Source organism: Embleya sp. NBC_00888 (genome assembly GCF_045207655.1).
Classification (GTDB): domain Bacteria; phylum Actinomycetota; class Actinomycetes; order Streptomycetales; family Streptomycetaceae; genus Embleya.
On sequence record NZ_CP108785.1, the window covers coordinates 4728524 to 4754316 of the forward strand.

The window sequence follows — 25793 nt, forward strand, 5'->3', positions numbered from 1 at the left end:
GTCGCAGTCGGTCAACCGGTCGAGTTGCGGGAGCCAGTTCGGAGTTGGTCAACCGGTCGAGTTGCGGGCCGAGTTCGGAGTCGGTCAACCGGTGGAGCTACAGGGCGAGTTCGGCGGGCGCCCGCCCGCGGCCGACACCCGTGGCCCAGCATGGTTTGCCGGGGCAGGTGTTCGTGCGCGGTATCCCCGATCCGGTTCGAGCAGAGCCGCGTAGCGCCGGTCGACGCACCGGGAGCACGAACCGCCTGATCGGGGCCGTCGGTTCGAGCATCCGCCCGGCGTACGCGCGCGGGAGCCGGTCGTGGCGGTGGTGGGCGCGGGCGGAGGTGGCGTCGAAGGGCACGGCGATCTCGTCGCAGTCGGGCCTGGCGGGGTGGAGGTGCGGATCAGGCGGGCGATACCGGCGGACGGTCGTGGAATCTCAGCTCTCGGGTTGTGTGGAGGCCCGGGTACGCAACGCCCAGTCGTGCGGGCGAACGGTGTCGGGTGGGGTGCGGCCGGCCATGATGTCGCAGAGCAGTTCGGCGCAGGCGCGTCCGTAGTCGGCGGGCCTGAGGTCGACCGCGGTGATCGGTGGGCTGCTGGTGCGGGTGGCGGTGCCGTCCACGCAGGACGCGACCAGCAGGTCCCGGCCGGTGGTACGGCCGAAGGCCGCGGCGGCGTGGAGGACGCCCGGGGCGGCGCCGTCCGGGCCGCAGATCACCGCGTCGACCGCAGGTTCGGTTTCGAGTAGGCCGCGCACCGCGTCGGCGGCGTCGGCGGGCGTGGCCGCGAACGGGACGTGGCGCACGGCGACAGGGGTGCGGTGCGCCCTGCCCCAGGTGCGGGCGGTCGTCCGTAGGGCCCGGGCCCAGGTGGACTCGCCGCCGGGGGCCAGCAGGGCGGGGCGGCGGGCGCCACGGTCGGTCAGGTGCTCCAGCAGCGCGGTGAGGGAGGCGGCGGTGTCGCAGACCACGGCGCCGCTGGGGGTGGCGGAAGGACCGGGGAACCGCTCGCCGGTGACCACGGGGACGCCGGCGGCGAGCATCTCGGTCGCGGTCTCGTCCTCGGTGTCGGGGTCGATGAGCAGCAGACCGTCGACCCGCGAGGCGACCGGTCCTCCGGTGCCCGCGGATCCGGCGAGCAGGACCAGATCGAATCCTTCGTCCTGGGCCCGAGCGACGGACCCGAAGGCGAGGTTCATGTAGTAGTCGAGCCGGGTCGCGGTCCGGGGGAGGTAGAGGCCGATGGCTCCGGTGCCGGCGCGGCGTAGGTGGCGGGCCGCGCTGTTGGGGCGATAGCCCAGGGCGTCGGCCGTCTCGCGGACCCGTGCGCGGGTGGCCGCCGCCACCCGCCCGGAGCCCTGGAGGGCGTCGGAGGCGGTGCTCCGGGAGACTCCGGCGGCGCGGGCCACGTCGAGCAGGGTCACGATGCGGGCGGTCACAGCCACGGAGTCTAGATGACCCGAACGGGTACTTGCCGGATCGATCCGGCAGAGTCTAGATTCGGTTCTGCCGGATCGATCCGGCACACCTTGTCGTGACACCTTGTCGTGCGGTCCGCCCGCGCGATTCGGGGTGTCGCATCGACCCGCAGGCTCCGCCGCCCGAGGCGGTTCCCCGCGACCCCGTTCCGAGTCCGTGGCCCCGTTCGACCGAAGCATCCAGGAGGACCCCCGCATGACGCGCGGATTCGACGTCGTGGAGACGAGCATCGCCGACCTGCGCGCGGCGCTGGAGAAGGGCGAGGCCACCGCGGTCGGGCTGCTCGACGCCTATCTGGCGCGCATCGAGGCCTACGACCGGCCCGGCACCGCCACCGCGCTCAATGCGATGGTCGTGATGAACCCGGACGCTCGCGCCGATGCCGAAGCCTCCGACGCACGCCGCGCGCGTGGCGAGACGCTCGGTCCGCTGGACGGAATCCCGTACACCGCCAAGGACAGCTACCTCGTGAAGGGCCTGACGGCGGCGGCCGGTTCGCCGGCGTTCGAACATCTGGTCGCCCAGCGGGACGCCTTCGCCGTCGAGCGGCTGCGCGCGGCCGGGGCGATGCTCATCGGCCTGACCAACATGCCGCCGATGGCGAACGGCGGCATGCAGCGCGGCGTGTACGGGCGCGCCGAAAGCCCGTACAGCGCCGACTGGCTGACCAGCGCCTTCGGCTCCGGCTCGTCCAACGGTTCGGGCACCGCGACGGCGGCGTCGTTCGGCGCGTTCGGCCTCGGCGAGGAGACCTGGTCGTCGGGCCGGGCGCCCGCCTCGAACAACGCGCTGTGCGCGTACACGCCCAGTCGCGGCGTGATCTCGGTGCGCGGCAACTGGCCGCTGGTGCCGACCATGGACGTCGTGGTGCCGCACACCCGCACCATGGCCGACCTGTTCGAGCTGCTCGACGTCATCGTCGCCGACGACCCGGAGACCCGCGGCGACCTGTGGCGGTCCCAGCCGTGGGTGCCGCTGCCCGCGCCGTCGCGGGTGCGCCCGGCCTCGTACCCGGCGCTGGCGCCCGCGGACGCGAAGGCGGCACGGGCCTCGCTCGCCGGCAAGCGCGTCGGCGTGCCGAAGATGTACATCAACGCCGACCCCGACGCCGGGACGAACCCCGACGGGGGCATCGGCGGCCAGACCGGCCGGCGCATCGAGACGCGTGCCTCGGTGATCGCCCTGTGGGAGGCCGCCCGCCGCGACCTGGAATCAGCGGGCGTCGAGGTGGTCGAGGTCGATTTCCCCGTGGTGTCGAACTACGAGGCCGACCGTCCGGGCGCGCCTTCCCTGCCGACCCGGGGCCTGGTCGGACGTGACTTCCTCAAGGTCGAGATCGAGGACCTGTCGGCCTGGGCGTGGGACGACTTCCTGCGGGCGAACGGCGACCCGGCATTCGCCGGCCTGGCGGACGTCGACGGCGACCGGATCTGGCCCAAGGACTCCCGCGAACTGCCGGACCGCTACGCCGGTTTCGATGACACGATCGGCGACTATCCGCGGTTCGTGCGCGAGCGTCCGTACGCGTCCTTCACCGAGATGCCGCACCTCGAGCAGGGGCTGCGCGGGCTCGAGGAGACGCGCAGGGTGGACCTGGAGCAGTGGATGGACGAGCTGGGCCTGGACGCGGTGGTGTTCCCCGCGGTCGCCGACGTGGGCCCGGCGGACATGGACGTCTCCGAGGTGTCCGCCGACCTCGGCTGGCGCAACGGCGTGTGGGTCGCGAACGGCAATCTGGTGCCCCGACACCTGGGCATCCCGACCGTGACCGTGCCGATGGGCACCATGGCCGACATCGGCATGCCGGTCGGGCTGACCTTCGCGGGCCGCGCCTACGACGACAACGCCCTGCTCGCCGTCGCGGCGGCCTTCGAGGCCACCGGAAACCGCCGCACCGCACCGCCGCGCACACCACGGTTGGCGTCGAGCTGACCCGACGGCGTCGGGGCGCCGCGTCGCCGGGTGCCGTCACGACGTAGTCCCTGGGGTGCACGCGGGTCTTCACCTCCCGCCGCCACGGCCGTCGTCGCCCTCCCGACCTGTTTCTCCCGGCGATCGGCCTCCTCCGGTTCGACAAGCGGACCTGCCTCCGCGCCCTGGACATCGCTTCCGGGCCGGCCCGAGACGCGAGGTGCGGTGCCCCGGGCCGGACGGCGAACCCCGGCCGGCGCCCGACTCGGACGCGCCCGCGAAGGGCCGAGCGGGGCGCCGGCCGTCGGTGTCGGTGGTCCGGTTTCCGCCGGCTTGTCCGGGCACCCGGGTGCCATGGTGAAGATCGGCTACACGATGATGACCGAGCAGGCCGGGCCCAAGGATCTGGTCGCGCACGTGGTGCACGCGGAAGAGGTCGGGTTCGACTTCTCGGTGACCTCGGACCACTACTTTCCGTGGCTGGACGCGCAGGGCCACGCGCCGTACGCGTGGAGCGTGCCGGGCGCGGCGGCGCAGGCCACCTCGCGGATCCCGCTGATGACGTACGTGACCTGTCCGACGATGCGCTACCACCCGGCGGTGGTGGCGCAGAAGGCCGCGACCGTGCAGTTGTTGTCGGACGGCCGGTTCCGGCTCGGGCTCGGCTCCGGGGAGAACCTGAACGAGCACGTGGTCGGCGGCGGCCGGCCGGCGGCGGACGTGCGCCAGGAGATGCTCGGCGAGGCGGTGGAGATCATTCGGGCGTTGTTCGCGGGCGGGTACGTCGACCATCACAGCACCCACTTCGACGTCGAGTCCGCCAAGTTGTGGGACCTGCCGGACCGCCCGCCGGGATCGGCATCGCGGTCTCCGGACGGCAGAGCTGTGCCCTGGCGGGTCGGCTGGCGGACCTGGTCATCGCGACCGAGCCCGAGGGTGAGCTGTTGACCGAGTTCGACCGGCACGGCGGCACGGGGAAGCCCCGGGTGGGCCAGTTGCCGGTGAGCTACGACCCCGACCGGGGCGTCGCCGTAGCGCGGGCGCACGAGCAGTTCCGCTGGTTCGGGGGCGGCTGGAAGGTCAACTCCGAGCTTCCGGGCACCGCGGGCTTCGCGGGCGCGACACGGTTCGTGCGACCGGAGGACGCCGCCGAGTCGATTCCGTGCGGTGACGACGTGGACGCGTTCGTGGACGCGGTTCGCCCGTTCGTCGAGGCCGGGTTCACCGAGGTCGCGCTGATCCAGATCGGCGGCGGGACCCAGCACGCGTTCCTGGACTGGGCGCGGGACAACCTCCTGGTGGCACTGCGCGAGCTGTGACCGCCAAGGGACCGCGGGCCGGGCCTCGGATCGCGAAGAGCCGCGCGAGGTCTCCGGTTGGACGGGGGGTTCGGTGACGTCCGGGTCATGCCGTCACTTTTCGCGGAGCCGCGGCGGCACGGGTTCGAGTCCGTCCAGGATGAGGTCGAGGAGGCGTTCGGCCTGCGCTCGCTGCTCGGGCCTGGCCGAGGTGAGGGCGATGCCGGCGAGGGCGGCGAACATGTCGGTCGCACTGATGTCGGACCGGATCGTTCCGGCAGCGGTACCGGCCTCCATGAGGGAGGAGAGGGCGGCCTGGATCATCTCGTGACTGTCGGCGTAGGGGTTGGTTCCGGAGGCGACGACGGCTCGCAGGGCGTCGGCCATGCCCAGTTTGGCGGTGGCGTAGTCGATGAAGCGGCGAGTCCACGCACGCAGGGCCTCGGATGGTGTCATCGCCGCGAGGAGGCCGGGGACGGCGTCGCACAGCAGCGCCACTTCGTTGCGGTAGGCCGCCTCGATCAGGGTCTCCCGGGTCGGGAAGTTGCGGTAGAGGGTGCCGGTTCCCACGCCCGCTTCCCTGGCGACGCGCTCGAAGTGCGCGTCGAGGCCCTCCTCGGTGAACACGCGCACCGCGGCGGCCAGGATCTTGTCCCGGTTGCGCTGCGCGTCGGCCCGCAGCGGACGTCCTGCATCTCGGGTCATCGGCGGTTCCCTCCTCATCCCATTTGCTAAGTGGAGGCGGCGCCACTTAATCTGAATGAAGTGGCGGCGCCTCCACTTTCACTCTAGGGCATGAGCCTGCCCTCATTCGTCTTGCGGAAGGACCGCGCATCATGTCGGGAATCGAAGGCAAGGTCGTAGCGATCACGGGGGCCGGCAGCGGCATCGGCGAGGCGACCGCGCTCTTGCTCGCCGAGCGCGGCGCGAAGGTCGTCCTCGGGGCACGCCGTCCGGAGCGCCTCGAGGCCCTGACCACCCGCATCGAAGCGGCCGGCGGCAAGGCGGTCTGGGCCCGCACGGACGTGACACGACGCGAGGACCTCTCCGGTCTCGTCGAGCTGGCACGCGAGCGGTACGGCAAGCTCGACACCCTCGTCAGCAATGCCGGGGTCGGTCTGATCTCCCCTCTGGACGACCTGCGCGTCGAGGACTGGGAGGAGATGATCGACGTCAATCTCAAAGGGGTCCTGTATGGGATCGCCGCGGCCCTTCCCGTCTTCCGGGAGCAGGGCTTCGGGCACTTCGTCAACACCGTGTCCACCGCCGGATTGCGTATCGTGCCGCTCCAGGCGGTGTACGCCGGTACGAAGAACGCCGTGCGCACCATTTCCGAGGGCCTGCGGCAGGAGGCCGGCGACAGTCTGCGCGTGACCATCGTCTCGCCCGGCGCCGTGCGCACGGACTTCGCGGAGCGCATGGATCCGGCCGTCAAGGTCGGAATCGAGAAGATGATGGAGACCGCTCTGTCGCCGGACGCGGTGGCCCGCGCCATCGCCTTCGCCATCGAGCAGCCGGACGGCGTCGACGTGGGCGACATCGTGATTCGCCCCACCGCCCAGGGGTAGCTCCGATGGCTCCGCGCCACCACGCGGCCCACTCCCGCGTTCCTGCCGAACCCACGGATACCCCCGGGGCGGTGCCACCTCCCGGCGGCCGGGATGGCGATCGCCAAGCCGACGGACGGCTGATCTCGGTCGGTTCGCGCCGTCCGGGCTCAGCCCCGGCTCCGCGCCCGGTTCCAGTTCTCACTGGTGGTGAAATGGGTGTCGTAGAGCTCTTGGACGTCGAGAAGACTCTCCGGCGGCACCAAGCCGTAGGCGATGCGCTCCAAGTGCCGGAAATATTCGAAGCGTTCGACGCCCGGGGTGATCACGATCAGGATGTCCGCGTCCGCTCCCGGCGCGGCGGCGAAAGCGTGGTCGAGGCCCGGCGGCACGATGACCACGTCGCCTTTCTCGGCGGTGACCACTTGGTCGCCGGACAGGAGGCGGGCCGTCCCGTCGAGCAGGTAGAACAGTTCGGCCGACCGCGAATGCCGGTGCGGCGTGGCGCCGTTCGCGCCGTCGGCGAGGGTCACGCGCTGGGTGGACAGCGCACCTCCGGTGGAACTGCCGTCCGCCAAAAGCCGGACGGTGGTCGGGGCGCGGCCGATCACTTCCGCATCGGTGGAACGGACCACGACGGAGTCGTCGAATCCGGGAACGATGAGCGACATGGCGAATTCTCCTCGGTGCGGGCCGACATGCTCGGGTCGTCGGATATACGGGGTGCTCAAACCACGGGCGAGGCAACACGTCCCGCGGCGGCAGCCGCAGCGGTCGTACTCGGACGCCCCCGCGGCAGCACACCGGCCGTGATCACCACCGGCACGGTGGTGACCCGGTGAACCCCGAGGGCGGTGCCCGCGGCCCCTGCGAAGGCCGGTTCGATGGTGACGTTCTCGGCGATCACGGTGTGTCCTCTCAAGTGCCGCGGTGTCCTTGCGAGAAGACTCGCCCCACCGTCTTGGAGCCCACATGGACACGACATGGAACACGGCAGGACACCGATCCGATCCCAACCTCCCCGCACACCACGGGCTGCGGCCGACCGCGCACCGCGTTCACCGCGGATCGCCGGCATCGCCATCGCTCGTTCGAGGGAACGTGTCGGCGCGCGGGTGAATCCGCTGTCCTGTGGCCGGAATTGTCGCCATTGTTGATGGATGCCCTCTGCGGGATCCGCACGTTCGTGCTCGGCGAGTGTGGGGTGTGTGCCCCCGTGGTGGGGACGGGGCGAGGGCGCCGCATCCGGCGGGGAGTCGGCGCCCTCGTCATTTCCGGAACTCGGCCCCGACCACATGCGTGACGTTTGGTTCGTCCCGGACATCCGGTGAAGGGAACGACCGGTCGGACAGGGTTGGAGTTCAGCCGAACATGCGGGTGGTGCTCGCCGGGCAGTGCTCGAGCATCGTGGTCTCCCAGGGCTCGAAGTCGATCTCCCGGTGCGGCGGGTCACCGGGGTCGGGCGGCGCGGTGGATCGGGTGAGGAACGCGGCGGCGCACAACGCGGTGAGCGTGCCCGCGCCCAGGGCCACCGGACCCCACGCTTCGAACGCCGCGCCCGCGTCGGCGAGCAGCGGCGGTACGAGCGCCGTGGCGATCGTCGCGCACCCCGCCGCCAACGCCGCCAGGCGCATGCCGCGGCCGGCGCGTACGGCCGTGATCCCGGCGAGGAACAGGGTTGCCAGGCCCAGCAGCGCGAACCACCCGGCTGCGTACGGGGGCGTGCGGACACTCGCGGGAATCGCGCTGCCCAGCGCCAGTCCGGATACCGCCAGGCCCACCGCGGTGGCCCACCGCAGACCCGCACCCGCACCCGCACCCGCACCCTTTTCCGCGACCGTCGACGGCGCCTTGACCGGTGGTTTCTCGGCGATGAACGCCGGCGGTGGTGGTGGGTACGCGCCGGTGTGCTTCGGGCCGACCGGCAGACGCGCATCGTGCCGGTCGGGTTGCTCGGCGGGGCGCCGGCCCTGTCGGGCGTGGGTGGGGTTGCTCAGCAGGTTCGCCAAGAGCACGAGTTCGCTCACCGGTCGTGTCGTCGCGGCTTCGCGCAGGGCATCGTCGGCGGCCAATCCGGAGCAGTCCTTCAGGATCGCGATCATCCGTGCGACCTCGGGGACGGTGCGATGGGCGGTCGCCAGGCGCAGCAATGTCTCGGCCGGGTTGTCGGAGAGTGCCTCGACGCGGTCGTCCGGTGTCGGGCGCGTAAGGTGCTCGCCATACGGGTCGTCCGGTGTGCCGGCGGATCGCGAGAGCGCCGGATCGCCGGGGTGGGTGGGCGGCGAAGCGCGTCGTGGGGGCGCGTCGAGTGGGGTCGGCCGGGTCTCGAAGTAGCCGGTGGGCGCGGGGGGTTGGCGATTTCCCGGCATCGGTGCGGGCGCGGGTGGTCGGGGGTCGGATGCGAAGGTCAAGGCGTTCTCCCCGCGCGTGGAAACACGGCCGGGCCGCACCTGTACCGGACGCGCTCCCGGCCGCCGGACGAGGGGCGTGTACCCGTATGCGCAACCGATCAGTCACGGTGGGTGGTCGCCTTGATCTCTTCCATCAACGGCTTCCACACGGCCTTGCCGCACGCCCGCGCCACCTCGACCGCCTCGAACTCCGGCCACGCCGCGATGGTCGGGGCCGGCTCCCTGTCGGGGACCTCATGGAGGCGCAGATGAAGCTCCCCGTGCTCTCGCCGTCCCTCGGCCGCGGGTAACTTCTTGACCCTCACACCGTGTCAGGCGGTCGGCTCGGAGACATCATGTTCACCATCGGAGAATTCGCCCGGCACGGCCGCGTCTCGGTCCGGATGCTGCGTCACTACGACGCGACCGGCCTGCTGCGCCCGGCTCACGTCGACCCTGCCAGCGGCTATCGCTACTACACCGCTGTCCAACTCGCCCGCCTCAACCGGATCATCGCACTCAAGGACCTCGGTTTCACCCTCCAGCAGGTCCGGGGCATCGTGGACGAGAAGGTCGGCGTCGAGGAACTGCGCGGCATGCTGCGATTGCGGCGGGCCGAACTGGAGACCGCGATGGCTGCCGCAGCAGCACGGCTGGTCCACGTCGAGGCGAGGCTCCGAGCGATCGAGAGCGAGGGGCACATGCCCACGAACGACGTTGTCATCAAGAGCGTTCCCACCGTCCGGGTGGCGGAGTTGACCGCGACCGCCGCGAGTTTCGAGCCCGAGGACATCGGGCCGGTCGTCGGGCCGCTCTACGAAGAGCTGTTCCGGTGCCTGGGCGCGGCGGGCATCGCCGTCACGGGCCCCGGTGTCGCCTACTACGAGGACGCCCCGGAGGGCGGCAGGATCGGCGTCCACGCCGCCGTCCAGGTCTCCGCTCCTCTCCAGGACGGCGCCTTCCGCGTCCTGGACCTGCCATCCCTCGACCAGGCCGCGACCATCGTGCACCACGGTTCGATGGACACCGTGCTCCCCACCGCGCAGACCCTCGCCCGCTGGATCGACGCCAACGGCTACCGGTCGAACGCATACCCCCGCGAGGTCAACCTCGAGTGCCCCGACGACCGTGACGACTGGGTGACGGAACTGCAGACACCGGTCATCCCGCGCTGACCGACCGTGCCGAGCCCGACCGTTCGTCACCTTCGGGTATCGGGAGAGTGTTGTGGCCTCCCGAAGCCCGGCCTCGGCCCCGGCCCCGGCCTTGGCCCTGGCCGGGTCGGCGATGAATCCGGCCAGGCGATGTCGTCCCGACGATCGCGCTGCCGCGCCCGTGCCGGCCGCGGGCGTCGTACACGAGGCCGTCGCCCGCGCTCAGGTCGATGAGCACGGTGACGGACGGGTGGGCGACCATGGCGATGTCCACGAGTGCGGGGACGTGTTGGGTGAAGCCGGCCATGGCAACTCCGGGCAGCCGACCCGACGGGCGCGGGACCGCCACGCCCACGCCCGTCCAGTCGGGCGCCCCCGTTGTCGACATACGCGACCGGCCTCAAGCCTGTCGGGGCCGCACCGGCGGGGTGCCGGTGTCTTGTGCCGCGAACTCCAGCAGCAGGTGCGCGGTCCGCTCGGACGCCTCCCACAGGGGTATGTGCCCCACCTTTGGCAGGAGTTCGACCCGCGCGCCCGGCACCGTCTCGTACCGGCGCGCCGACGACGGATCCCAGCGGGGATCCGCGGCGCCGAAGACCACCAGCAGGGGAACCCCGAGGGAGGCGAGACGCTCGGGCACGCTCCGCTCGGCGACGTACGCGGTGTTCTCGCGCATCACGGCCCTGAAGGCGCCGTACGTGGTGCCTCGTAGCTCGGCGACCACACCGTCCGGGATGTCCACGGGGCGGGCGGCCGTCGCGTTGATCCCCTTGCGGATCATGGCGTCCGAACGCCGCGACCACAGGAGCGGCCCGAACGGCGGGCCCAGCAGGACCCGCAGGACGAGCGGCTGCGGAAGCAGCGCGTCGAGGCTCGGTCCGGTGCTGATCAGCGCGAGCGAGCCCACCAGGTCGGGGCGCTGCTCCGCGAGCGCGGTGGCCGCGTAGCCGCCGCTGGAGTGCCCGACCACGGTGACGGAGCCCAGTCCGAGGTCGTCGAGCAGCGCCGCGATCCTGCCCGCCTGTACGGGGACCCGGTAGGACGTCGCGGACGGGGATCGGCCGCATCCGGGGAGGTCGACCCGGACGACGTGGTGGTGGGCGGCGAGCGCCGGGACCAAGGGGCGCCACGAGGCGCTCGCGGCACCCGACCCGTGGATGAGCAACACCGGCGGCGCTTGCCGCGGGCCGTCGCGGATCACGTGCATGCCGTGCGAACTGTGCTCGACGTCGTACTCACTCATGCAGCGATGATGAGTGGGCCACCGGCCGTCGGTCTTGTACAAAAGTCATCGCGCGGCCGGCGAGGGCGTGGAGCAGCATCGAGCGTCCCCGTGTGCGGGGGTGCGCCGAGGGACGCCACCACGTCACCTGCTCCGGGGGCCGTGACCGCGATCGGCGGCCGTCACGAGGTGTAGTCCGCGTTGACGCGGATGTAGCCCTCGGAGAGGTCGCAGCCGTAGACGGTGGCGGTGGCGTCACCGAGGCCGAGGGTGATGGTGATGTCGACGTCGTCCTGCCGCATGATGTCGACGAGTTGGTGGAGGGTGTCCGGTTCGGGCTCCTGGGGGTAGACCTCGATCGCGCCGAACCGCACGGTTACCTTGTTCGGTTCGATGTCCGTGTCGTCGGTGTTCTTGCCGATGGCCATGACGACCCTGCCCCAGTTCGGGTCGGCTCCGTGGACCGCGGTCTTGACCAGAGGCGAGTTCACCACGGTTTTCGCGACGCGTTTGGCCTGCTCGTAGTCCCGAGCCCGGCCGACGGCCACACGCAGAAGCTTGGTCGCGCCTTCGCCGTCACCGGCCAGTTGCGTGGTGAGGTCCAGACACAGTTCGGCGAGCGCGAGGGAGAACGCCGAGAGGTCGACCGGGCCGGCCGCGCCGTTGGCGATCACGGCCACGGTGTCGGAGGTGGAGGTGTCGGTGTCCACGCTCAGACAGTTGAAGGTCTTCTCGACGGCACCGCGAAGCGCGGTGTCCAGGTCGGCCGGGGAAAGGGCCGCGTCGGTGAACAGGTAGGCGAGCATGGTCGCCATGTCGGGTTCCAGCATGCCGACGCCCTTGGCCACGCCGACGATGCGGGCCGGACCGACGGTCCGTACAGCCGTCTTCGGCCGCGTGTCGGTGGTCATCATCGCGCGAGCCACGTCCAGCGGCCCCGCCGTGAAGGCCGCCGGACCGCGCTGCGCGGTCTCGTCGAGATGGGTGCGGATGGTGTCCATCGGCAGCGGGCGTCCGATGACCCCGGTGGAGCCGATGAGTACTTCGTCCTCCGGGATGTCCAGAATCCGGGCGACCCGGCGGACGACCTCGGCGGCGTTCTCCTCGCCCTGCCGCCCGGTGGCGACGTTGGCGTTCTTCGCCAACGTGCAGAGGGCCCGGAGGTGTTGCCCGGCGGCGTGCGCGCGGCTGAGCACCACGGCCGGCCCCGCGAAGCGGCTGCGGGTGAACATCGCCGCGCTGACGGACGGCCGATCCGACGCCACGATCGAGATGTCGTCCCCCCGATCGCGCAGCCCGCCATGACCGGTGTACGCCCGGAAGCCCGCGGGCCACGTCAACGCCGCGCCCTCCTCATACACTGCATGATTATGTGTCATGAGGCATATATTTGCACCATGATCGCGGCTGCGTCCAGGGATTTCGCGCGGGATCGGCCGAACCCGCCAACGCCTCGAAGACGTCCGTACCCGGGGCCTTCCCACCGACCAGGGCCACCAGATCGGAGCGCTCGACACCCGAGCCGGGCCCGAACCACTCGCAAGTGCGTGTCACGGTACGGCTGAAGACGATTCATCGACGGGTCGCCGAGAGATGGAACCTTCCGCGACCGATGGACGTCATAGCCCGGCGGTGTCGACCCGGGTCGATCCGGGCGAGATCCAACGGTCGGCGCGACGGGGATCGGGCCCGCGCGTGCCGGGGCGGTGGCCGTACGGGAGGCTGCGCCCGGCGGACGTGTCGGTCGGCGAATTTCGCGGCGGGCTTCGGGGACTTGGAGGATGTGTGATGGCGGCTCATGGAGGGTTTCGGTTGGTCGGCGCGCTGGGCGTGACGGCGGCGCTCGTCGCGTGTTCCGGGTCGGATCCCGCACCCGAGTGCACGCTGGTGGGGTCCATCCCGCTGACCGTCGACCTCGCGCCCGACCTGGGCAAGCGGGTGGAAACGCTGTCCGTGGAGCTGTGTCGCGACGGGGAATGCGAGGAGCAGACCCGCTCCCTGGACCCGACACGCGTGCCGGTGACCTCCTGGTCCGCGATGATGTCCCTGTCCCTGACGGCACGGCCCGTCGAGGCCTCGGTGCGGGTGACGACCGTCTCGGGTGATTCCCCGCCACCCGCGCGACTCACGCTGGTCCCCGAGGCCACCCACCCCAACGGGCCCCACTGCGGAACCGATTACGTGGCCCGGATCAGGGTCGCCGAGGACGGCACCGCCACACAGGTCTGACGATCCGACGGCGCGATGCACGGCCGGGGGTCGCCCCGGGCCGGGCGCGTTCGCGTACCGTCGGCGATGGTTACGACGGTTGGGACCGTGCAGGGGGATGCGATGGGGCTGCTCGAGGACTTCCGCAAGGCGTATGACGGGGCGCTGTTCGCCGTGGAGTGGGCGGAGCGCGGCGATCGGCTCGGCGCCGGGATCGACGCGGTGCTGAAGCCGTGGGTGCGCGAGCGCATCGTGCGCTGGGAGCACAGCATGATGTGGTGCGACAGCGACAGCGACGTCGCACACGCCGTCGACGGGCTCACCGCGATCGCACCGCTGTATGCCGAGCTGCGCCGCGAACTGGCCGCGGACGGGCTCGGGCCGCACCGGCCCGAGGCGCCGTGGCGTGCGATCGGCCGTATCCGCAGCGAACTGTCCGTCGCGGAAAGGCCGGTGGCGGTACGGGCTCGCTCGCGCGTCCACCACCGACACGAGCACTACATCCTGTGCCGCGACGAGCCGGATCCGACGTCGGCCGGTCCCCAGGCGTGGGAGTTTCGGGTGCTGAGCGCGCACCCCGGGAAGGCGGATGCGGCGCAGGTGTTCCCGCTCACGGTGCGGCCGGCGACGCGCGACCGGCACGGCACCGTGCGCGTTCCCGACGAACTCGCGCACGACGGGGTCCGGTACGAGGAGATGTGGTTCGCATTCGCGGCCACCGGATGGGACCTGCGCGAGGCGCCTGCGGGCGAGGTCTGACGGGCCGACGCACGGTCGGTCGGAACGTCGGTCCGGTGCCGTCCGGTACCGCCCGGCGACATCGTTACGGGGTTGCTTCGGGCGCGATGGTGGGCCCGGGTCGGGGGAGCGTGTCCGGCTGTGGTGCCGTCCAGTTGGTGAGGAGCTGGAGGGAGCGGGCGGTTTCGGAGCCGGGTTCGACGTTGTAGACGCACAGGGTCTGGGCCGTCAACCTGCAACAGGTCACCATCATGCCCACCGGGCAGGCCGGCTGACCGGTGCGCTGCCGCACGCCGCCGCCCTCGGCCGAGGGCGGCGGTACTCGGCTCGGGTCGGTGATCCCGGCCGCCACGTCGACGGCGTGGCGGCGCCGTACGGCGCAGGCCGGTTCGTACGGGAGCGCCCATCCCCTCTCCGCTCGGGGCCGTACCGCGGCGCCCGTCCGGCGTGCACCGCAAGTGGCGCCGTCGAAAGGGGAGTTGGGCGTGGGACGGCGCTCGGTCAGATCGGTGTGGGTGCGGCGGTGTCGTCCCGGTGGGGTGCGGCTCGGAGCGGGGGTTGGGCGAGGAGGCCGTCGATGATCACGCGAAGTTTCCACGCGGCCCTGGCGTTCGGGTCGCCGCCGGTGAGTCTGGGCGCCAGGGCTCGCAGGGTGGGGTACTGCTCGGCGGGCAACGCCCGGAAGGTGGCGTCGAGTCGGGCGGTGAACGTCTCGGGCCCGGTCGGGTCGGCGTCGGGCGAGGGTGGTGCGGGGGCCCGCCGGGGCTGTGGGTCGCCGGCGTGCTCCAGGGCGGTCGAGTAGATGTACTGGCCGAGCAGGTCGATGGCCCAGGAGCAGGCGTCGTCGTCGAGTCCGCCCGCGCGGAGCAGGCGCGCCGTCTCCTCGGTCAGGCGCAGGCCGTGCGGGCCGGGGAGGGCGTCGCGCAGGCCGACGGAGGCGATGTCGTTGTGGCCGGCCAGGGCGACGACGATGCGCCCGACGAGCAGTTCGAGGCGGGTACGCCAGTCCCCGGCACCCTCGTCGGGCACGACCACGTCGGCCACCGCGTGGTCGAGGACGAGCGCCATCAACTCCTGTCGATCGCGGACGTAGACGTAGAGCGAGGCGGGTCCGGTTTCGAGGGCCTGGGCAACGCGCCGCAGGCTCACCGCTTCGCAGCCCAGCTCGTCGACCAGCGCCATGGTGGCCGCCAGAACGGCGTCCAGGCCGAGCATGGATTTCGAGGGGCGGGAGCGGGAGCGGGCTTGCGGCATGGTGCCATCCTAGCTTGACGAATGGTGTTCGTTAAGGCACAGTGCTTGACGAACAGTGTTTGTTAAGACTGATGGGAAGACCTCTCGTGACCGTTCCCGCTTCGACGACGCCGACTGCCCGTGCGGCACCACCCGCGGCCCATCCGCATCGGTGGCGGATCCTGGCGGTGGTGCTGCTCGCCCAGGCCTTGGACCTGCTGGACGCGACCGTGATGAACGTGGCCGCCCCATCGGTCCGCGCCGGGCTGGGCGGCGGCGCGGCGATGATGCAGTGGCTCACCGCCGGGTACACGCTCGCCTTCGGCGTCCTGCTGGTCGTCGGCGGCCGGCTGGGTGATCGGTGGGGTCGGCGGCGGCTGTTCGTCCTGGGCGCCGCCGGGTTCACGGTGGCCTCCGCGGTGTGTGCGACGGCGCCTTCGCCGACCGTGCTGGTCGCGGCTCGGGTGGCGCAGGGCGCGCTCGGCGCGTTGATGATCCCGCAGGGGTTCGGCGTCCTGAGCGCGGTGTTCGACGAACGCGAACGCGGCCGCGCGTTCGCGACGTTCGGACCGGTGATGGCGCTCGCCGGCGTCGGTGGCCCCGTTCTCGCGGGCGGCCTCATCGCCCTCGACCCGGCCGGACTCGACTGGCGGCTGATCTTCCTGATCAACCTTCCGCTCGGCGCGCTGGCCGTGGTCGGGGCGCTGCGGTGGATGCCGGCCGACCCGGGGGACCCGCTCGTGCGGATCGACCCGGCGGGTGCCCTCCTGGTCGCCATGGGGTCCGCGCTCGTGGTCCATCCGCTGATCCAGGGCCGGGAAGCGGGTTGGCCGTGGTGGACGTTCGCGGAGATCGCCGCCGGCATCGCGGCCTTCACCGCCTTCGGTCGACGTCAACGCACCAGCCGCTCGCCGGTCCTGGTACCGACCCTGCTGCGCAAACCCGCGTTCGTCGGCGGCCTCGCGGTCACCGCCGCGTTCTTCACCGGCCTCGGCGGACTGCTGCTCGTCCTCTCCCTCCACCTCCAACTCGATCTCGGCCGGTCCGCGTGGGAGACCGCGCTCTCCCTGTCGCCGCTCGCCGCGGGCATCGGGCTCGCCTCACTCGTCGCCCCGGCTGCGGCCGTCCGACTCGGCCGCTCGCTCCTGCACCTGGGGCTGGGGGTCGAGGCGCTCGGCACGCTCGGCCTCGCCGCGGTGGCCGCGTGGGGACCTGCGGCCTGGGTGCTGTCGATACCCACCCTGGTCGTGGGCCTGGGCGTGGGACTGGTGTCGGGCACCCTGGTCCAGTCGATCCTGGCGGCAGCCGAACCCGCCGAGACGGGCAGCGCGTCGGGCGCCCTCAACGCACTCCAACAACTCTCCACGGCCTTGGGCGTCGCGGTGCTGGGCACCGTGTACTTCGTCGCCCACGACCCCGGTGCCCCCGACCCCGGAGCGGACGGCCTGGTCATCGGCGCACTCGTGGTCACCGCGACCTGCCTGGTCGGCGCAGCCCTCGTGCTCCTGCTGCCCCGCGACCGCGACCGCGACCGCGCCCGTGACCGCGACCGCGACCACGCCTCGTAGCCGAAGGACCGACCGGGCCGCGCCCCGGGCTGTCTCGGGCCGGCCGGTATTTCGGTCGCACTTGTGGACCCGTGGACCTGTGGACCCGTGGACCCGTGCGCCCGTGCGCCCGTGCGCCCGTGGACCCGTGCACTCGTGGATCCGTGCATTCGTGGATCCGTGCATTCGTGCACCCGACGAGTGACCCGCATCAACCCATCAACCATGTGAGGACCCCGTCATGAGCAACGTCATCGTCTTCGGAGCCAACGGCCGCACCGGGCAGCTCGTCGTCCGGGAAGCCCTGCGCCTGGGCCACGACGTCACCGCCGCGGTGCGCGAGCCGGCCCGGTGGCAACCCCCGACCGCGGAGGACGCGCCCGGCACGGGGAAGTCGAACGTCGTGCGGGCCGACGTGCGCGACGTCGCCGGCGTACGCTCCGCCGTCGAGGGCCACGACGTCGTGGTCTCCGCGATCGGCCCGCCGGGGCGGCACGCACACCGGCTCTACTCCGACGCGGCGCGGACCCTGGTGTCCGCGATGGAAGGCGCCCGCGTACCCCGGCTGATCGCGGTCACCTCGGGCGGAGTCCACCACCGCGACCCGAACTTCCCCTGGTGGTACCGCAATCTCGTCACACCCCTGGTGCGGGAGCTGTACGACGACATGCGGTTGATGGAAACGATCGTCCGCCGAAGCGCCGTCGACTGGACCTTCGTCCGCCCCGCCCGGTTGCAGGACGAACCCCCCACCGGCAACTACCGCGTCCTCGACGCGAGCAACCCCAAGGGCGGCCGGAAGGTGACGCGCACCGACCTCGCCCGCTTCATCGCCCGCGAACTCGACGAACACCGCTGGTCCCGCGCCGCCCCGACCCTCGCCGAATGACCCGCGAGGCTTGGGTGCTCCGGCCGACTGTCCGCTGAACGTTCGATCGCCACCCGGCCGTGCACACGCGGTGCCCCCGGAAGCAACGGGAACCGAGCCCGGATCCCCGGCGGTGTCAGGTCAGGCCGCCGTCCACGGTCACGCTCTGGCCGGTGACCCAGCGGGCTCCGTCGGAGGCCAGGAAGGCCACGACGTCCGCGATGTCCTCGGGCCGGCCCAATCGGCCCAGCGGGGTGCGTGCGACGAGTGCCTCGGTCGGCGCGCCGCCGGCCGCGAAGCCGTCGGTGTCGGTCGGTCCCGGCAGGACGCTGTTGACGGTGATGCCGCGTTCGCCCATCTCGCGGGCGAAGCTGCGCACGAGTTGTTCCCCGGCGGCCTTGCCGGCCGCGTACAGGGCTTCGCCGGGTGGGGAGAGCCGGGTGGCCACCGACGAGACGTAGACGATGCGACCGCCGTCGCGCATGCGTCGGCCGGCCTCGCGCAGCGCGACGAACGTGGCTCGGGCGTTCAGGTCGAAGACGTGCTCGTAGTCGTCGTCCGCGGCGTCGGTCAGGGGACCGCGCGTGAAACCGGCGGCGTTGTGCACCAGGACGTCCAGGCCGCCGTAGCGCTGCTCGGCCGCGTCGATCAGCGCGCGCAACTCCCGGGGGGCGGCGGCGTCCGCGCGTATCGCCGTGGCGCTGCCGCCCAGTTCCTCCACGGCCGCGACCACCTGCCGCGCGGCATCCGCGTCCGAGTGGTAGTTGACCACGACGGCCGATCCGTCGGCGGCCAGGCGCAGGGCCGTGGCCCGACCGATTCCGCGGGAGCTCCCGGTGACGACGGCGACGCGCCGGTGCTTGCTCGGCATGGCAATCCCATTCAGTCGATGATATCGATAGTCCGTACCATCGACTAAATAGTCTGTGTCATGGACTTGTCAAGTACGCTCGACACATGGCGAAGTCGACACCCGATCCGGAACTGGCGCACGTGCTGCTCGAGATGTGCTGTGTGGTCGAGGGGATCAGAGGCACCGCCAGCCGTGAACTCAAACTCACGCCGCAGCAGTCGCAACTGCTCACCGCCGTCGCGGAACGCGAACTGACGCACGGCGAGTTGGCGGCCCGGCTGCACTGCGACAAGACGAACGTCACCGGACTGGTCGACCGGCTCGAACGGCGCGACCTGGTGCGACGGCGACCCGACCCGAACGATCGGCGGGCCACCCGAGTGCACCTGACCGATCAGGGCACGGAATTGGTCGTGCGCTTCAGGGACGCGGTCACGGCGGCGATCGAGACTCGACTCGTGTCGTGGCCGTCCGACCGGCGAGCCCGACTCGCCGACCTGGCGCAGACCGCCACCGAGGCCCTCCGCTCCTGAATGGAGCTGCCGGCGGACGGGGGCCTGACAGCCGCGAGTTCCCGCATGTAGCGTCACCCCATGACCGACGAGATCACGGCCAGGGCAGGTAGAGAGTTCTACACGTTCGACGGCCGGATCCTGGAGGTCTTCGGCAGCCATCCGAAGCGGTTCCACATCCGGAACATGGACCTGCGGGTCACCGGTCCCGACCGGAAGGGGAGGCGGACCGTCGAGATCGTCGCCGGTTCGCCCGAAGCCCCGGCGACGCAGCACACATGGCAGCACTCGGCCGAGGAATGGCAGCGGGCGCAGGGCCTGGACGCCCTGCTGGAAGCGGTACGGGCGGGTATCGCGTCGGCCCGGGAGCACGGAGCCTGAGGGCCTCCCGCAATTGTGGTCGAGGACGGCCACAGCCCTGTCCGGGCTCGGGTTCCTCCACGGATGCCGCTCGTTCGGGGTCCCGGGATCCGATGACGAGGCCGTCGGGCACTATCGGGCCACGGCCGCCGCCGTTGTCAGCAACTCCGGTAGTGGGCCCGGGAAGTCGGCCACGATGCGGGCGGCGACCACCCACGCGTCGACGTCGTCGCCGAGTGTGTCCGCCAGGTGCCCGGCGATGATCCGGCGCGCCTCGTCGAGTTCGTTCGGCAGCAGGGACGCGAAGGCGTCGAGGCCGGCCAGCATCCGGTGGGGCGGGCGGGCCATCTCGACGAACTCGCGCATGGTGAGCGCGTTGTCGGCGACCGCGTCGACGTACCAGTTGTCCGCCTCCTCGATCCAGTCGCTCGGTTTCGCCGACAACGGTTCGCGCAGCGGATGGCCGAGCGCGGCGAGCGCGTGGGCGGGCGTGCGCCGACCGACCCGCGCCGCCACCTCCGGGTCGGTGCGGCAGGCGGCCAGGGTGAGTTCGTCCGGGCAGCGCGGGTGGGCGGCGAGGTTGGCCAGGACGGCGGGGGGCAATTCGTCCCGCCGATGCGCGGCGATCGCCTCCGGCCAGAGCGCGTCGGGTACATGCCGGGTCGCGATCTCGGGGTTGCCGGCCATCGCGGCCAGCAACGCGGCCGGCCGCTCGAACGCGGCCACCTCGGCCCGCAGTCGGCGCAGCCCGTCGAAGGCGCGCGTCGTCTTCAGGAAGACCTTCACGACTTCGTACTCCGGACCGAGCCGCAGTCTGACCCGCCGGTCGAACAGCGCGGTCCGGCCCCGGGTTTCCCACAGGCCGAGCAGTCCGCGCAGCGTGGCGGGAGCGCCGAGCCCCGCGGCGCGGTAGCGGTCGACAGCGGCCCGGATCAGGTACGGGTGGTGGCCGTGGACCGCCTCGGCGCAGTCGTCGAACAACCTCGTATGCAGCCACCCGCGGCGTTCGAGGGGCAGCCGCACGCGTGGGCGCGCGTCGCGCCGGGTGGCCCGGTAGATCGCGTGGGCGGCGTCCGGGCCCGGACGCGCCGACAACAGCGCCGCGTTGACCGTCGGGTCGTGCCGGGCGAGCAGCCGTTCGACGGTCGGAGCAGTGGGCACGACCTCGTGCACGAGATCCCAGGTGTCCTCGGGCACCCGTTCCAGCGCGGGCAGCACGACCCGTCCGGCCAACGCGGTTCCGGCCCGGGCGAAGCCGCGTACGACAGCGATCGGCAGCGCCGCGACCACGCGTGTCGCGACCGAGGGATCCACCCGGCCCAGCATCCCGGCCGGCGAGAACGCCCCCCACCGGCTCCACTCACCGACCGCCGGCCCACCACCGGCGGTGGCGAACGCGCGGCCCAACGTACGCGCGTCGTCGACGGCACCGCCGCCGGCATCGGCTTCGCCGGCCCACCGCGCGGCGTCGGCGCACAACTGCGGGAACGTCCCCGGATGGTCGGGAGCGTGTGCGATCAACCACCCCCACGCCGCGAGGTCGTCGCCCGGCAGCAGCGCGGCCGCCTCGTCGAGCACCCGATCGATCGCCGCCAGTCGCCGGTAGTGCCGGGGGCGGACGAAGAACTCCAGCGTACGGATCGCCCACCAGCCCGGCGCCGCCGCCAGCGCCACCCGACGCGGCGTCAGCACACCACTCACCAACCCCGCTTCGAGCGGCCCGGTATCCCACCGCGACCGATGCGGCGCCGGCGGCGAGACCACCAGTTCGAGAGCGGCCTGCGGCGGGCAACTCGCGTTCGCCAGCAGGATCGTCCGGGCGAACCCCCGCAAGGGCTCGCGCCGATGCGCGGCGACGACGTCGTCCCAGTCGGGATCCGCCGCGGAGAGGAACCGCTTCTCGCGGGAGTCGGCGACGAACCTCCAGGTGCCCCGGTCGGCGGGCGGGACCGGCACCCCGGCGCCGAGCGGCCGGGCGGCGGCATCGGCCGGCCCGGCATCGATCCCGAGCCGAGCCCGGACCCGCGCCGCGACGTCCGGATCGGCGCACCGCAACAGCACCTCGGCCGCCGACGTTCCGGCATCCATCCGACCAACCCCCGCTCCGCGACGCCTCGAACCCGCCCGACGATCGGACACGGTGCACGGTACGCCCGTGGCCCACGCCGAGAATCGCCGCGCGCACGGTCCGTCCGCAACGGCCGTCTCCTCGAAGCCGCCGACGACTCGGGCGAAGTGGGCCGGTCCCGGGGAGGGGCGGGGGATCGGCCACGACTCGGCGATCGCCACCGGCCTGCGCGCGGGCGTCCTCACCGCCGACAAGCTGTACACCTCGGCCCTGTACGCGCGTTCGGTGTCGGCCGCGGTGTCCGTCGCCCGGCCCTCCCCGGCCCTGGCGCAACGGCCCGACGTACGCGAGGCGCACGACCGGCCGGAGGCCGCCGCACCGAGGTGTGGGCGGTCCTCGTGCTGCTCCTGGGCGAATTCACCGGCACTCTCCCGGAACTGTTCACCACAACCGCCGCCACCACAACCGCCGCCACCACCACCGTCGCGGCCTCCCAACGCCGCATCGGACAGCGTTCGCGCCCGTCGAGGTGCGAGTGACGATCCCTGTGATACCTTCGGCGCCGCCGTGCATCACCGCGAATTCGAGGAGGTGAGACCGATCAACGCTGTGACAGGTCGGGGCTCCCTCCTTTGCATGGTCTAGGGAGCCCGCACAAGGCATCCCGAAAGGCTTGAAACGCTGATGCGCTTCACCTCCCAGACGTCGTCCGACGGCGTCACCGAACAGTTCTTCACCCTCGACGAGATCCCCGGTGTGCTGTGGACCCCGGAAGAGGCCTATGGTCCTCGTCCGCTGATTCTGCTGGGCCACGGCGGCGGGCAGCACAAGACGGCCCCGGGCACCGTGATCTGGGCGCGCCGCTACGCCGCCGAGGGTTTCGCGGTCGTCGCGATCGACGCGCCCAACCACGGCGACCGACCCAAAACCGAGGAGTTCGGCGCGCTCGCGGCCGAGATGCGGGCCGGCATGGCCGCCGGTGAGAGTCCGGGCGCGCTGGTCGCGGGCATGCACAGCCATTTGGCCCCGCCGGCCGTCGCGGACTGGCAGGCGGTCCTGAGCGCGGTCCAACGCCTCGACCGGGTCGGCGTCGGCCCGGTGGGCTACTGCGGCACATCGATGGGCTGCGGGCTCGGTATCCCGCTCATCGCCGCAGAGCCCCGGATCCGCGCCGCGGTGCTGGGGCTGCTCGGTGTGCACGGGCTGGCCGAGGACGCCGCGCGGATCACCGTGCCGGTGCGGTTCCTGGTTCAGTGGAACGATCAGATGGTGCCGCGGGACCAGAGCCTGGCGTTGTTCGACGCCCTGGCCTCGGCCGAGAAGACGCTGCACGCCAACCCCGGCAGGCACGGGGATGTGCCGTCGTTCGAAGTAGACAGCTCGCTGAGGTTCTTCGCCCGGCATCTGAGCTGACCCGAGATCGCAGCGCCCGGCGCGCCGGCCGGAACCCGTTCCCGGCCGGCGTTCCCGCACCGGCGGCACCTCGGACGCCTGCGGTGGCACGGACCGGCCACCGCCGCGGCCGACGGTGCGCCGGACCGTCGCGACCGACCGGCGCGCCGTCGCGTGCTTCAGCTCATCGGGCGGAGTGCGCCGACGTGCGTGTCGTCGGCGCGTACCGCGCTCCCGTCGGGCCGTACATACGTGAGCCTGGCCAGTGGTTCGCCGGTGGAGTGGTCGATCAGCGGTGCGTACTCCTCGCCCCGGTCGACCCCGTGGTGCTCGCCCCACTGCCGCAGGCTGAGGATCAGGTCGAACAGCTCCCGGCCCTTGTCGGTGAGGACGTACTCCCGATAGCTGCTGCCGTCCGATGCCGGTTCGCTGCGCAGCACCCCGGCGTCGGTGAGAGTGCGCAGTCGCATGCTGAGGATGTTCTTGGCCACGCCGAGGCTGCGCTGGAACTGCCCGAAGCGCCGTACCCCGGCGAACGCGTCGCGGACGATCAGCAACGACCACTTGTCACCCAGGAGTTCGACCGTGCGTGCCACGGGGCACGGCGAGTTCGCCCGCGTCGTCTCGTTCATCCGATCCTCGCCCTCCTGCCGCTCCAGACTGGTTGCAAATAAAAACCAGACCGCTTATGTTCATTATCCGGTTTCAATTTACTACCACTCGCGACGCGGTCACGTCCGCGCCCGCCCGCATGGCGGCCCGCTCGCTCGTACGTCCGCCGCCCGGATCCGCGAGCACTGCCGTGCCCGTGGCGCTCGGCGCATCCCCCGATCGCACCCCACCCCCAAGGAGCCGCCCCGATGATCCCCGCCCATGAAGACTTCCGAGGCAGCTACCCCTTCGCGCCGCACCACACCTCGGCTCCCGGCTTCGAGATGCACTACGTCGACGAGGGGTCGGGCCCCGTCCTGCTGTGCCTGCACGGCGAACCCACCTGGGGATATCTCTTCCGCGACCTCATCCGTCGCCTCTCGAGCACCCACCGGGTGATCGTCCCCGACCACATGGGCTTCGGAAAGAGCGAGACACCCGCGACCAGGTCGTACCGCCTCCAGGACCACGTCGACAACATCGAGGCCTTCGTCCTCGACCTCGATCTCGACCACATCACCCTCGTCATGCACGACTTCGGCGGCCCGGTGGGCATGGGTCTGGCGGCAAGGCACCCGGAACGCATCGCCCGCGTGGTCGCCGTCAACGCCCCGACCCCGTTCGGTCAGGACGACCTGGCACGCGTACTGACGGCCAACGCCGCCGAGTCCCCCTGGTTCCGCTGGATCGCCCGGGCGCAGCGCGACGGATCCCTGGAACACATCCTGAATCGGCTGGACTTCAACATTCTCAGCACGCTCAAGCTCAACGGGTTCGAGAACAACGCGATCATCACCGACACCTGGATCCGGGCCTACGCCGCGGCATTCCCCACCCCCGACGACTGCCGCGGCGCGCTCGGCTGGGCCCAAGGCTTCGCCACCGGCGCGCACATCTTCGAAACCCCCACCCCGGCAGCTCGCGCCAAGCTCGCCGCGACCCCGGCACTGGCCATCTGGGGCACCGCCGACCAAACCCTCGGGAGCGCGCACTTCCTCCCGTTGTTCCGATCGGCCTTTCCCCGCGGCCGGACCTCCGAACTCCCGAACGCCGGCCACTACAGCCTCGAAGACGCCCCCGAGACCATCGCCACCCTCATCACCGAATTCCTCGCCCCCTGACCCCACGCGCACCGTACGCGCCGCCGAACACGGTGAACGACGTCATCCGGCGCATCCCGCCGCACTCGGCCGAACCGGCCCGCGCCGGAACCGGGTTCCACGCCGCGCCGGTCGCCGCTCCGCAAACACCGGTGATTTCGGCGGCGCGGGTGCCGTGCGACCTACGCGCCTGCGCAGGACGACACGGAGGCGTCCGACGTGGAGGCGTCCGACGTGGAGGTGTCGGACGGCGAGGTGTCGGACGATGCGGCGTCGGATACGGGAGCCTCCGGCGTACGGGTACCGGACGCCGATTCGAGGCGCAGCATCGCCGCCTCGTCCGCCGTGCCCGGCTCGGCGTTGTAGACGACCATTCGCAGTCCGCCGGTGCGCGACAACTGCATCACCTCGAAGGTCAAGGTCATCAGGCCGACCTTGGGATGATCGAACGTCTTGCGGCCACCGCCGCGCTCGAAGACCTCGTAGCGTTCCCAAAGCCGTGCGAAGTCCGTTGACTTGAGCAGGAGTTCGCCGACCAGGGCGGCGAGTTGCGGCGAGTCGGGGTCGGCGCCGGCCACCGCGCGCAAGTGTGCGACGGACGCCGCGACGGTCTCCTCCCACGGCTGGTACAGGGTTCGGCCGATGGGATGCAGGAAGAGGTAGCGCGTGACGTTGCGCTGCTCCGGCGGAAGGTCCCACAGTCCGGGTGTGAGGCGCCGCCCGGGCGGATTCGCGGCCAGCACGTAGTTGAACCGGTTGACGACGTACGCCGGGAGCGGGCGCACCGCCTCCAGTACGCGCAGCACCGAGTCACGCACCGTGCGGTCCGTGGCCCCCGGGGTATCGGTGGCCCGGCCCGCCGCGAGGTCGGCCAGCTCGTGGAGCCGCGCGTACGCGTCGGCGCACAACCCGAGGGCGCGGGCGACGGCGTCGATGACGGCCGGCGACGGGTTGCTCTCGCGCCCGCGTTCGAGCCGCGTGTAGTAGTCGACGCTCACGCCGGACAGCGTCGCCAACTCCTCACGGCGCAGCCCGGGGGTGCGCCGCAGCCCATTGCCCGCGGGCAGCCCGACATCCTGGGGGCGCACGAGTGCACGCCTCGCCCGCAAGTACCTGCCCAACTCGGTGACCTCAGCCATCGAACCATTGTCTCAGGTGGCGTTCGGAGGTGGGGGGCCGCGTCACACCCCGGAACGCCGCGCCCCGGTGAAACGCGTCCTGCCACGGTCGGCCCGGGGCCGGGAGAGTTGTGTTCGTTGCGGGCGGCCCGCCTTCGGG

The 25793-nt window shown here is 71.8% G+C and carries 23 protein-coding genes and 2 pseudogenes; 12 read left to right on the plus strand and 13 right to left on the minus strand.

Annotated elements, in window-relative coordinates; translation table 11 throughout:
- Positions 1-421 precede the first annotated feature (421 nt).
- Positions 422-1423: a LacI family DNA-binding transcriptional regulator gene (locus OG948_RS55000; RefSeq protein WP_331773617.1), complete on the minus strand. Its 1002-nt coding sequence runs from the start codon at positions 1421-1423 to the stop codon at positions 422-424.
- 235 nt (positions 1424-1658) lie between these two features.
- Between OG948_RS55000 and OG948_RS55005 the strand changes: the two genes are divergently transcribed.
- Together OG948_RS55005 and OG948_RS55010 are read left to right on the plus strand one after the other, a co-directional pair.
- Complete coding sequence (locus tag OG948_RS55005; protein ID WP_331772609.1) at positions 1659-3395, plus strand: amidase; 1737 nt, start codon at positions 1659-1661, stop codon at positions 3393-3395.
- A gap of 333 nt (positions 3396-3728) precedes the next feature.
- Positions 3729-4693, plus strand: a pseudogene (locus OG948_RS55010) (LLM class F420-dependent oxidoreductase).
- Between the two features lie 93 nt (positions 4694-4786).
- Here OG948_RS55010 and OG948_RS55015 read toward each other — a convergent pair.
- The gene (locus OG948_RS55015) at positions 4787-5377 is read right to left on the minus strand and encodes a helix-turn-helix domain-containing protein (RefSeq protein ID WP_331772610.1); all 591 of its coding nucleotides are present in this window, start codon (positions 5375-5377) and stop codon (positions 4787-4789) included.
- Positions 5378-5508: 131 nt separating this feature from the next.
- On the opposite strand from OG948_RS55015, the gene OG948_RS55020 reads away from it, so the two are divergent.
- On the plus strand, positions 5509-6240 hold the full coding sequence (locus OG948_RS55020) for an SDR family oxidoreductase (protein ID WP_331772611.1): 732 nt from the start codon (positions 5509-5511) through the stop codon (positions 6238-6240).
- Between the two features lie 149 nt (positions 6241-6389).
- Here OG948_RS55020 and OG948_RS55025 read toward each other — a convergent pair whose 3' ends face one another.
- Entirely contained in the window at positions 6390-6890 is a 501-nt protein-coding gene (locus OG948_RS55025; protein WP_331772612.1) for a cupin domain-containing protein, read from the minus strand.
- Between the two features lie 690 nt (positions 6891-7580).
- Positions 7581-8630, minus strand: coding sequence for a hypothetical protein (locus OG948_RS55030; RefSeq protein ID WP_331772613.1), 1050 nt, complete (start codon positions 8628-8630; stop codon positions 7581-7583).
- Positions 8631-8965: 335 nt separating this feature from the next.
- Here OG948_RS55030 and OG948_RS55035 point away from each other — a divergent pair, with 335 nt between their 5' ends.
- Positions 8966-9784, plus strand: a complete 819-nt coding sequence (locus tag OG948_RS55035; protein WP_331772615.1) for a MerR family transcriptional regulator — start codon at positions 8966-8968, stop codon at positions 9782-9784.
- A gap of 121 nt (positions 9785-9905) precedes the next feature.
- Here OG948_RS55035 and OG948_RS55040 read toward each other — a convergent pair.
- The 3 genes and pseudogenes from OG948_RS55040 to argJ all read right to left on the minus strand — a co-directional run.
- Positions 9906-10151 (minus strand): annotated as a pseudogene (locus OG948_RS55040) (AraC family transcriptional regulator); the annotation flags it as partial.
- A gap of 12 nt (positions 10152-10163) precedes the next feature.
- Complete coding sequence (locus OG948_RS55045) at positions 10164-11006, minus strand: alpha/beta fold hydrolase (RefSeq protein WP_331772617.1); 843 nt, start codon at positions 11004-11006, stop codon at positions 10164-10166.
- Between the two features lie 161 nt (positions 11007-11167).
- Positions 11168-12364 carry a bifunctional glutamate N-acetyltransferase/amino-acid acetyltransferase ArgJ gene (gene argJ / locus OG948_RS55050; protein WP_331772618.1) on the minus strand — a complete coding sequence of 399 codons (1197 nt, stop codon included), beginning with the start codon at positions 12362-12364 and terminating at the stop codon, positions 11168-11170.
- Between the two features lie 409 nt (positions 12365-12773).
- Here argJ and OG948_RS55055 point away from each other — a divergent pair, with 409 nt between their 5' ends.
- Positions 12774-13214, plus strand: coding sequence for a hypothetical protein (locus tag OG948_RS55055; RefSeq protein ID WP_331772619.1), 441 nt, complete (start codon positions 12774-12776; stop codon positions 13212-13214).
- Between the two features lie 102 nt (positions 13215-13316).
- Positions 13317-13952, plus strand: coding sequence for a hypothetical protein (locus OG948_RS55060; protein WP_331772620.1), 636 nt, complete (start codon positions 13317-13319; stop codon positions 13950-13952).
- A 64-nt stretch (positions 13953-14016) separates the two neighbouring features.
- Here the strand turns inward: OG948_RS55060 and OG948_RS55065 are convergent, their stop codons facing one another.
- Positions 14017-14283, minus strand: coding sequence for a hypothetical protein (locus tag OG948_RS55065; RefSeq protein WP_406300771.1), 267 nt, complete (start codon positions 14281-14283; stop codon positions 14017-14019).
- A gap of 149 nt (positions 14284-14432) precedes the next feature.
- Complete coding sequence (locus OG948_RS55070; RefSeq protein ID WP_331772622.1) at positions 14433-15185, minus strand: TetR/AcrR family transcriptional regulator C-terminal domain-containing protein; 753 nt, start codon at positions 15183-15185, stop codon at positions 14433-14435.
- 86 nt (positions 15186-15271) lie between these two features.
- Here OG948_RS55070 and OG948_RS55075 point away from each other — a divergent pair, with 86 nt between their 5' ends.
- Positions 15272-16732 carry an MFS transporter gene (locus OG948_RS55075; protein ID WP_331772623.1) on the plus strand — a complete coding sequence of 487 codons (1461 nt, stop codon included), beginning with the start codon at positions 15272-15274 and terminating at the stop codon, positions 16730-16732.
- 220 nt (positions 16733-16952) lie between these two features.
- A complete protein-coding gene (locus OG948_RS55080) occupies positions 16953-17600 on the plus strand; it encodes an SDR family oxidoreductase (RefSeq protein WP_331772624.1) in 648 nt (215 codons plus the stop codon).
- A gap of 115 nt (positions 17601-17715) precedes the next feature.
- Here the strand turns inward: OG948_RS55080 and OG948_RS55085 are convergent, their stop codons facing one another.
- Positions 17716-18450 carry an SDR family oxidoreductase gene (locus tag OG948_RS55085; protein WP_331772625.1) on the minus strand — a complete coding sequence of 245 codons (735 nt, stop codon included), beginning with the start codon at positions 18448-18450 and terminating at the stop codon, positions 17716-17718.
- An 86-nt stretch (positions 18451-18536) separates the two neighbouring features.
- Between OG948_RS55085 and OG948_RS55090 the strand changes: the two genes are divergently transcribed.
- Both OG948_RS55090 and OG948_RS55095 read left to right on the plus strand, forming a co-directional pair.
- Positions 18537-18965 carry a MarR family winged helix-turn-helix transcriptional regulator gene (locus OG948_RS55090; RefSeq protein ID WP_331772626.1) on the plus strand — a complete coding sequence of 143 codons (429 nt, stop codon included), beginning with the start codon at positions 18537-18539 and terminating at the stop codon, positions 18963-18965.
- A 60-nt stretch (positions 18966-19025) separates the two neighbouring features.
- Positions 19026-19325, plus strand: a complete 300-nt coding sequence (locus tag OG948_RS55095) for a hypothetical protein (RefSeq protein WP_331772627.1) — start codon at positions 19026-19028, stop codon at positions 19323-19325.
- A gap of 111 nt (positions 19326-19436) precedes the next feature.
- Here the strand turns inward: OG948_RS55095 and OG948_RS55100 are convergent, their stop codons facing one another.
- Positions 19437-21392, minus strand: a complete 1956-nt coding sequence (locus tag OG948_RS55100; protein WP_331772628.1) for a hypothetical protein — start codon at positions 21390-21392, stop codon at positions 19437-19439.
- Positions 21393-22056: 664 nt separating this feature from the next.
- Here OG948_RS55100 and OG948_RS55105 point away from each other — a divergent pair.
- On the plus strand, positions 22057-22785 hold the full coding sequence (locus OG948_RS55105) for an alpha/beta hydrolase (protein WP_331772630.1): 729 nt from the start codon (positions 22057-22059) through the stop codon (positions 22783-22785).
- Positions 22786-22943: 158 nt separating this feature from the next.
- Here the strand turns inward: OG948_RS55105 and OG948_RS55110 are convergent, their stop codons facing one another.
- Entirely contained in the window at positions 22944-23396 is a 453-nt protein-coding gene (locus OG948_RS55110; RefSeq protein ID WP_331772631.1) for a helix-turn-helix domain-containing protein, read from the minus strand.
- Positions 23397-23624: 228 nt separating this feature from the next.
- Between OG948_RS55110 and OG948_RS55115 the strand changes: the two genes are divergently transcribed.
- On the plus strand, positions 23625-24536 hold the full coding sequence (locus OG948_RS55115; protein WP_331772632.1) for an alpha/beta fold hydrolase: 912 nt from the start codon (positions 23625-23627) through the stop codon (positions 24534-24536).
- Between the two features lie 161 nt (positions 24537-24697).
- On the opposite strand, the gene OG948_RS55120 is transcribed toward OG948_RS55115, so the two are convergent.
- Positions 24698-25654 (minus strand): helix-turn-helix domain-containing protein, encoded by a 957-nt coding sequence (locus OG948_RS55120; protein ID WP_331772633.1) that lies wholly within the window; start codon positions 25652-25654, stop codon positions 24698-24700.
- Positions 25655-25793: the final 139 nt, after the last annotated feature.

What these genes read in the sequence shown, in the direction of transcription:
- OG948_RS55085 (WP_331772625.1), bottom strand. Translation starts at nt 18,450, where the DNA reads ATGCCGAGCAAGCACCGGCGCGTCGCCGTCGTCACCGGGAGCTCCCGC.
- OG948_RS55070 (WP_331772622.1), bottom strand. Translation starts at nt 15,185, where the DNA reads ATGCCGCAAGCCCGCTCCCGCTCCCGCCCCTCGAAATCCATGCTCGGC.
- OG948_RS55080 (WP_331772624.1), top strand. Translation starts at nt 16,953, where the DNA reads ATGAGCAACGTCATCGTCTTCGGAGCCAACGGCCGCACCGGGCAGCTC.
- OG948_RS55120 (WP_331772633.1), bottom strand. Translation starts at nt 25,654, where the DNA reads ATGGCTGAGGTCACCGAGTTGGGCAGGTACTTGCGGGCGAGGCGTGCA.
- OG948_RS55110 (WP_331772631.1), bottom strand. Translation starts at nt 23,396, where the DNA reads ATGAACGAGACGACGCGGGCGAACTCGCCGTGCCCCGTGGCACGCACG.
- OG948_RS55020 (WP_331772611.1), top strand. Translation starts at nt 5,509, where the DNA reads ATGTCGGGAATCGAAGGCAAGGTCGTAGCGATCACGGGGGCCGGCAGC.
- OG948_RS55090 (WP_331772626.1), top strand. Translation starts at nt 18,537, where the DNA reads ATGGCGAAGTCGACACCCGATCCGGAACTGGCGCACGTGCTGCTCGAG.
- OG948_RS55105 (WP_331772630.1), top strand. Translation starts at nt 22,057, where the DNA reads ATGCGCTTCACCTCCCAGACGTCGTCCGACGGCGTCACCGAACAGTTC.
- OG948_RS55115 (WP_331772632.1), top strand. Translation starts at nt 23,625, where the DNA reads ATGATCCCCGCCCATGAAGACTTCCGAGGCAGCTACCCCTTCGCGCCG.
- OG948_RS55095 (WP_331772627.1), top strand. Translation starts at nt 19,026, where the DNA reads ATGACCGACGAGATCACGGCCAGGGCAGGTAGAGAGTTCTACACGTTC.
- argJ (WP_331772618.1), bottom strand. Translation starts at nt 12,364, where the DNA reads ATGACACATAATCATGCAGTGTATGAGGAGGGCGCGGCGTTGACGTGG.
- OG948_RS55025 (WP_331772612.1), bottom strand. Translation starts at nt 6,890, where the DNA reads ATGTCGCTCATCGTTCCCGGATTCGACGACTCCGTCGTGGTCCGTTCC.
- OG948_RS55060 (WP_331772620.1), top strand. Translation starts at nt 13,317, where the DNA reads ATGGGGCTGCTCGAGGACTTCCGCAAGGCGTATGACGGGGCGCTGTTC.
- OG948_RS55035 (WP_331772615.1), top strand. Translation starts at nt 8,966, where the DNA reads ATGTTCACCATCGGAGAATTCGCCCGGCACGGCCGCGTCTCGGTCCGG.
- OG948_RS55055 (WP_331772619.1), top strand. Translation starts at nt 12,774, where the DNA reads ATGGCGGCTCATGGAGGGTTTCGGTTGGTCGGCGCGCTGGGCGTGACG.
- OG948_RS55100 (WP_331772628.1), bottom strand. Translation starts at nt 21,392, where the DNA reads ATGGATGCCGGAACGTCGGCGGCCGAGGTGCTGTTGCGGTGCGCCGAT.
- OG948_RS55015 (WP_331772610.1), bottom strand. Translation starts at nt 5,377, where the DNA reads ATGACCCGAGATGCAGGACGTCCGCTGCGGGCCGACGCGCAGCGCAAC.
- OG948_RS55045 (WP_331772617.1), bottom strand. Translation starts at nt 11,006, where the DNA reads ATGAGTGAGTACGACGTCGAGCACAGTTCGCACGGCATGCACGTGATC.
- OG948_RS55005 (WP_331772609.1), top strand. Translation starts at nt 1,659, where the DNA reads ATGACGCGCGGATTCGACGTCGTGGAGACGAGCATCGCCGACCTGCGC.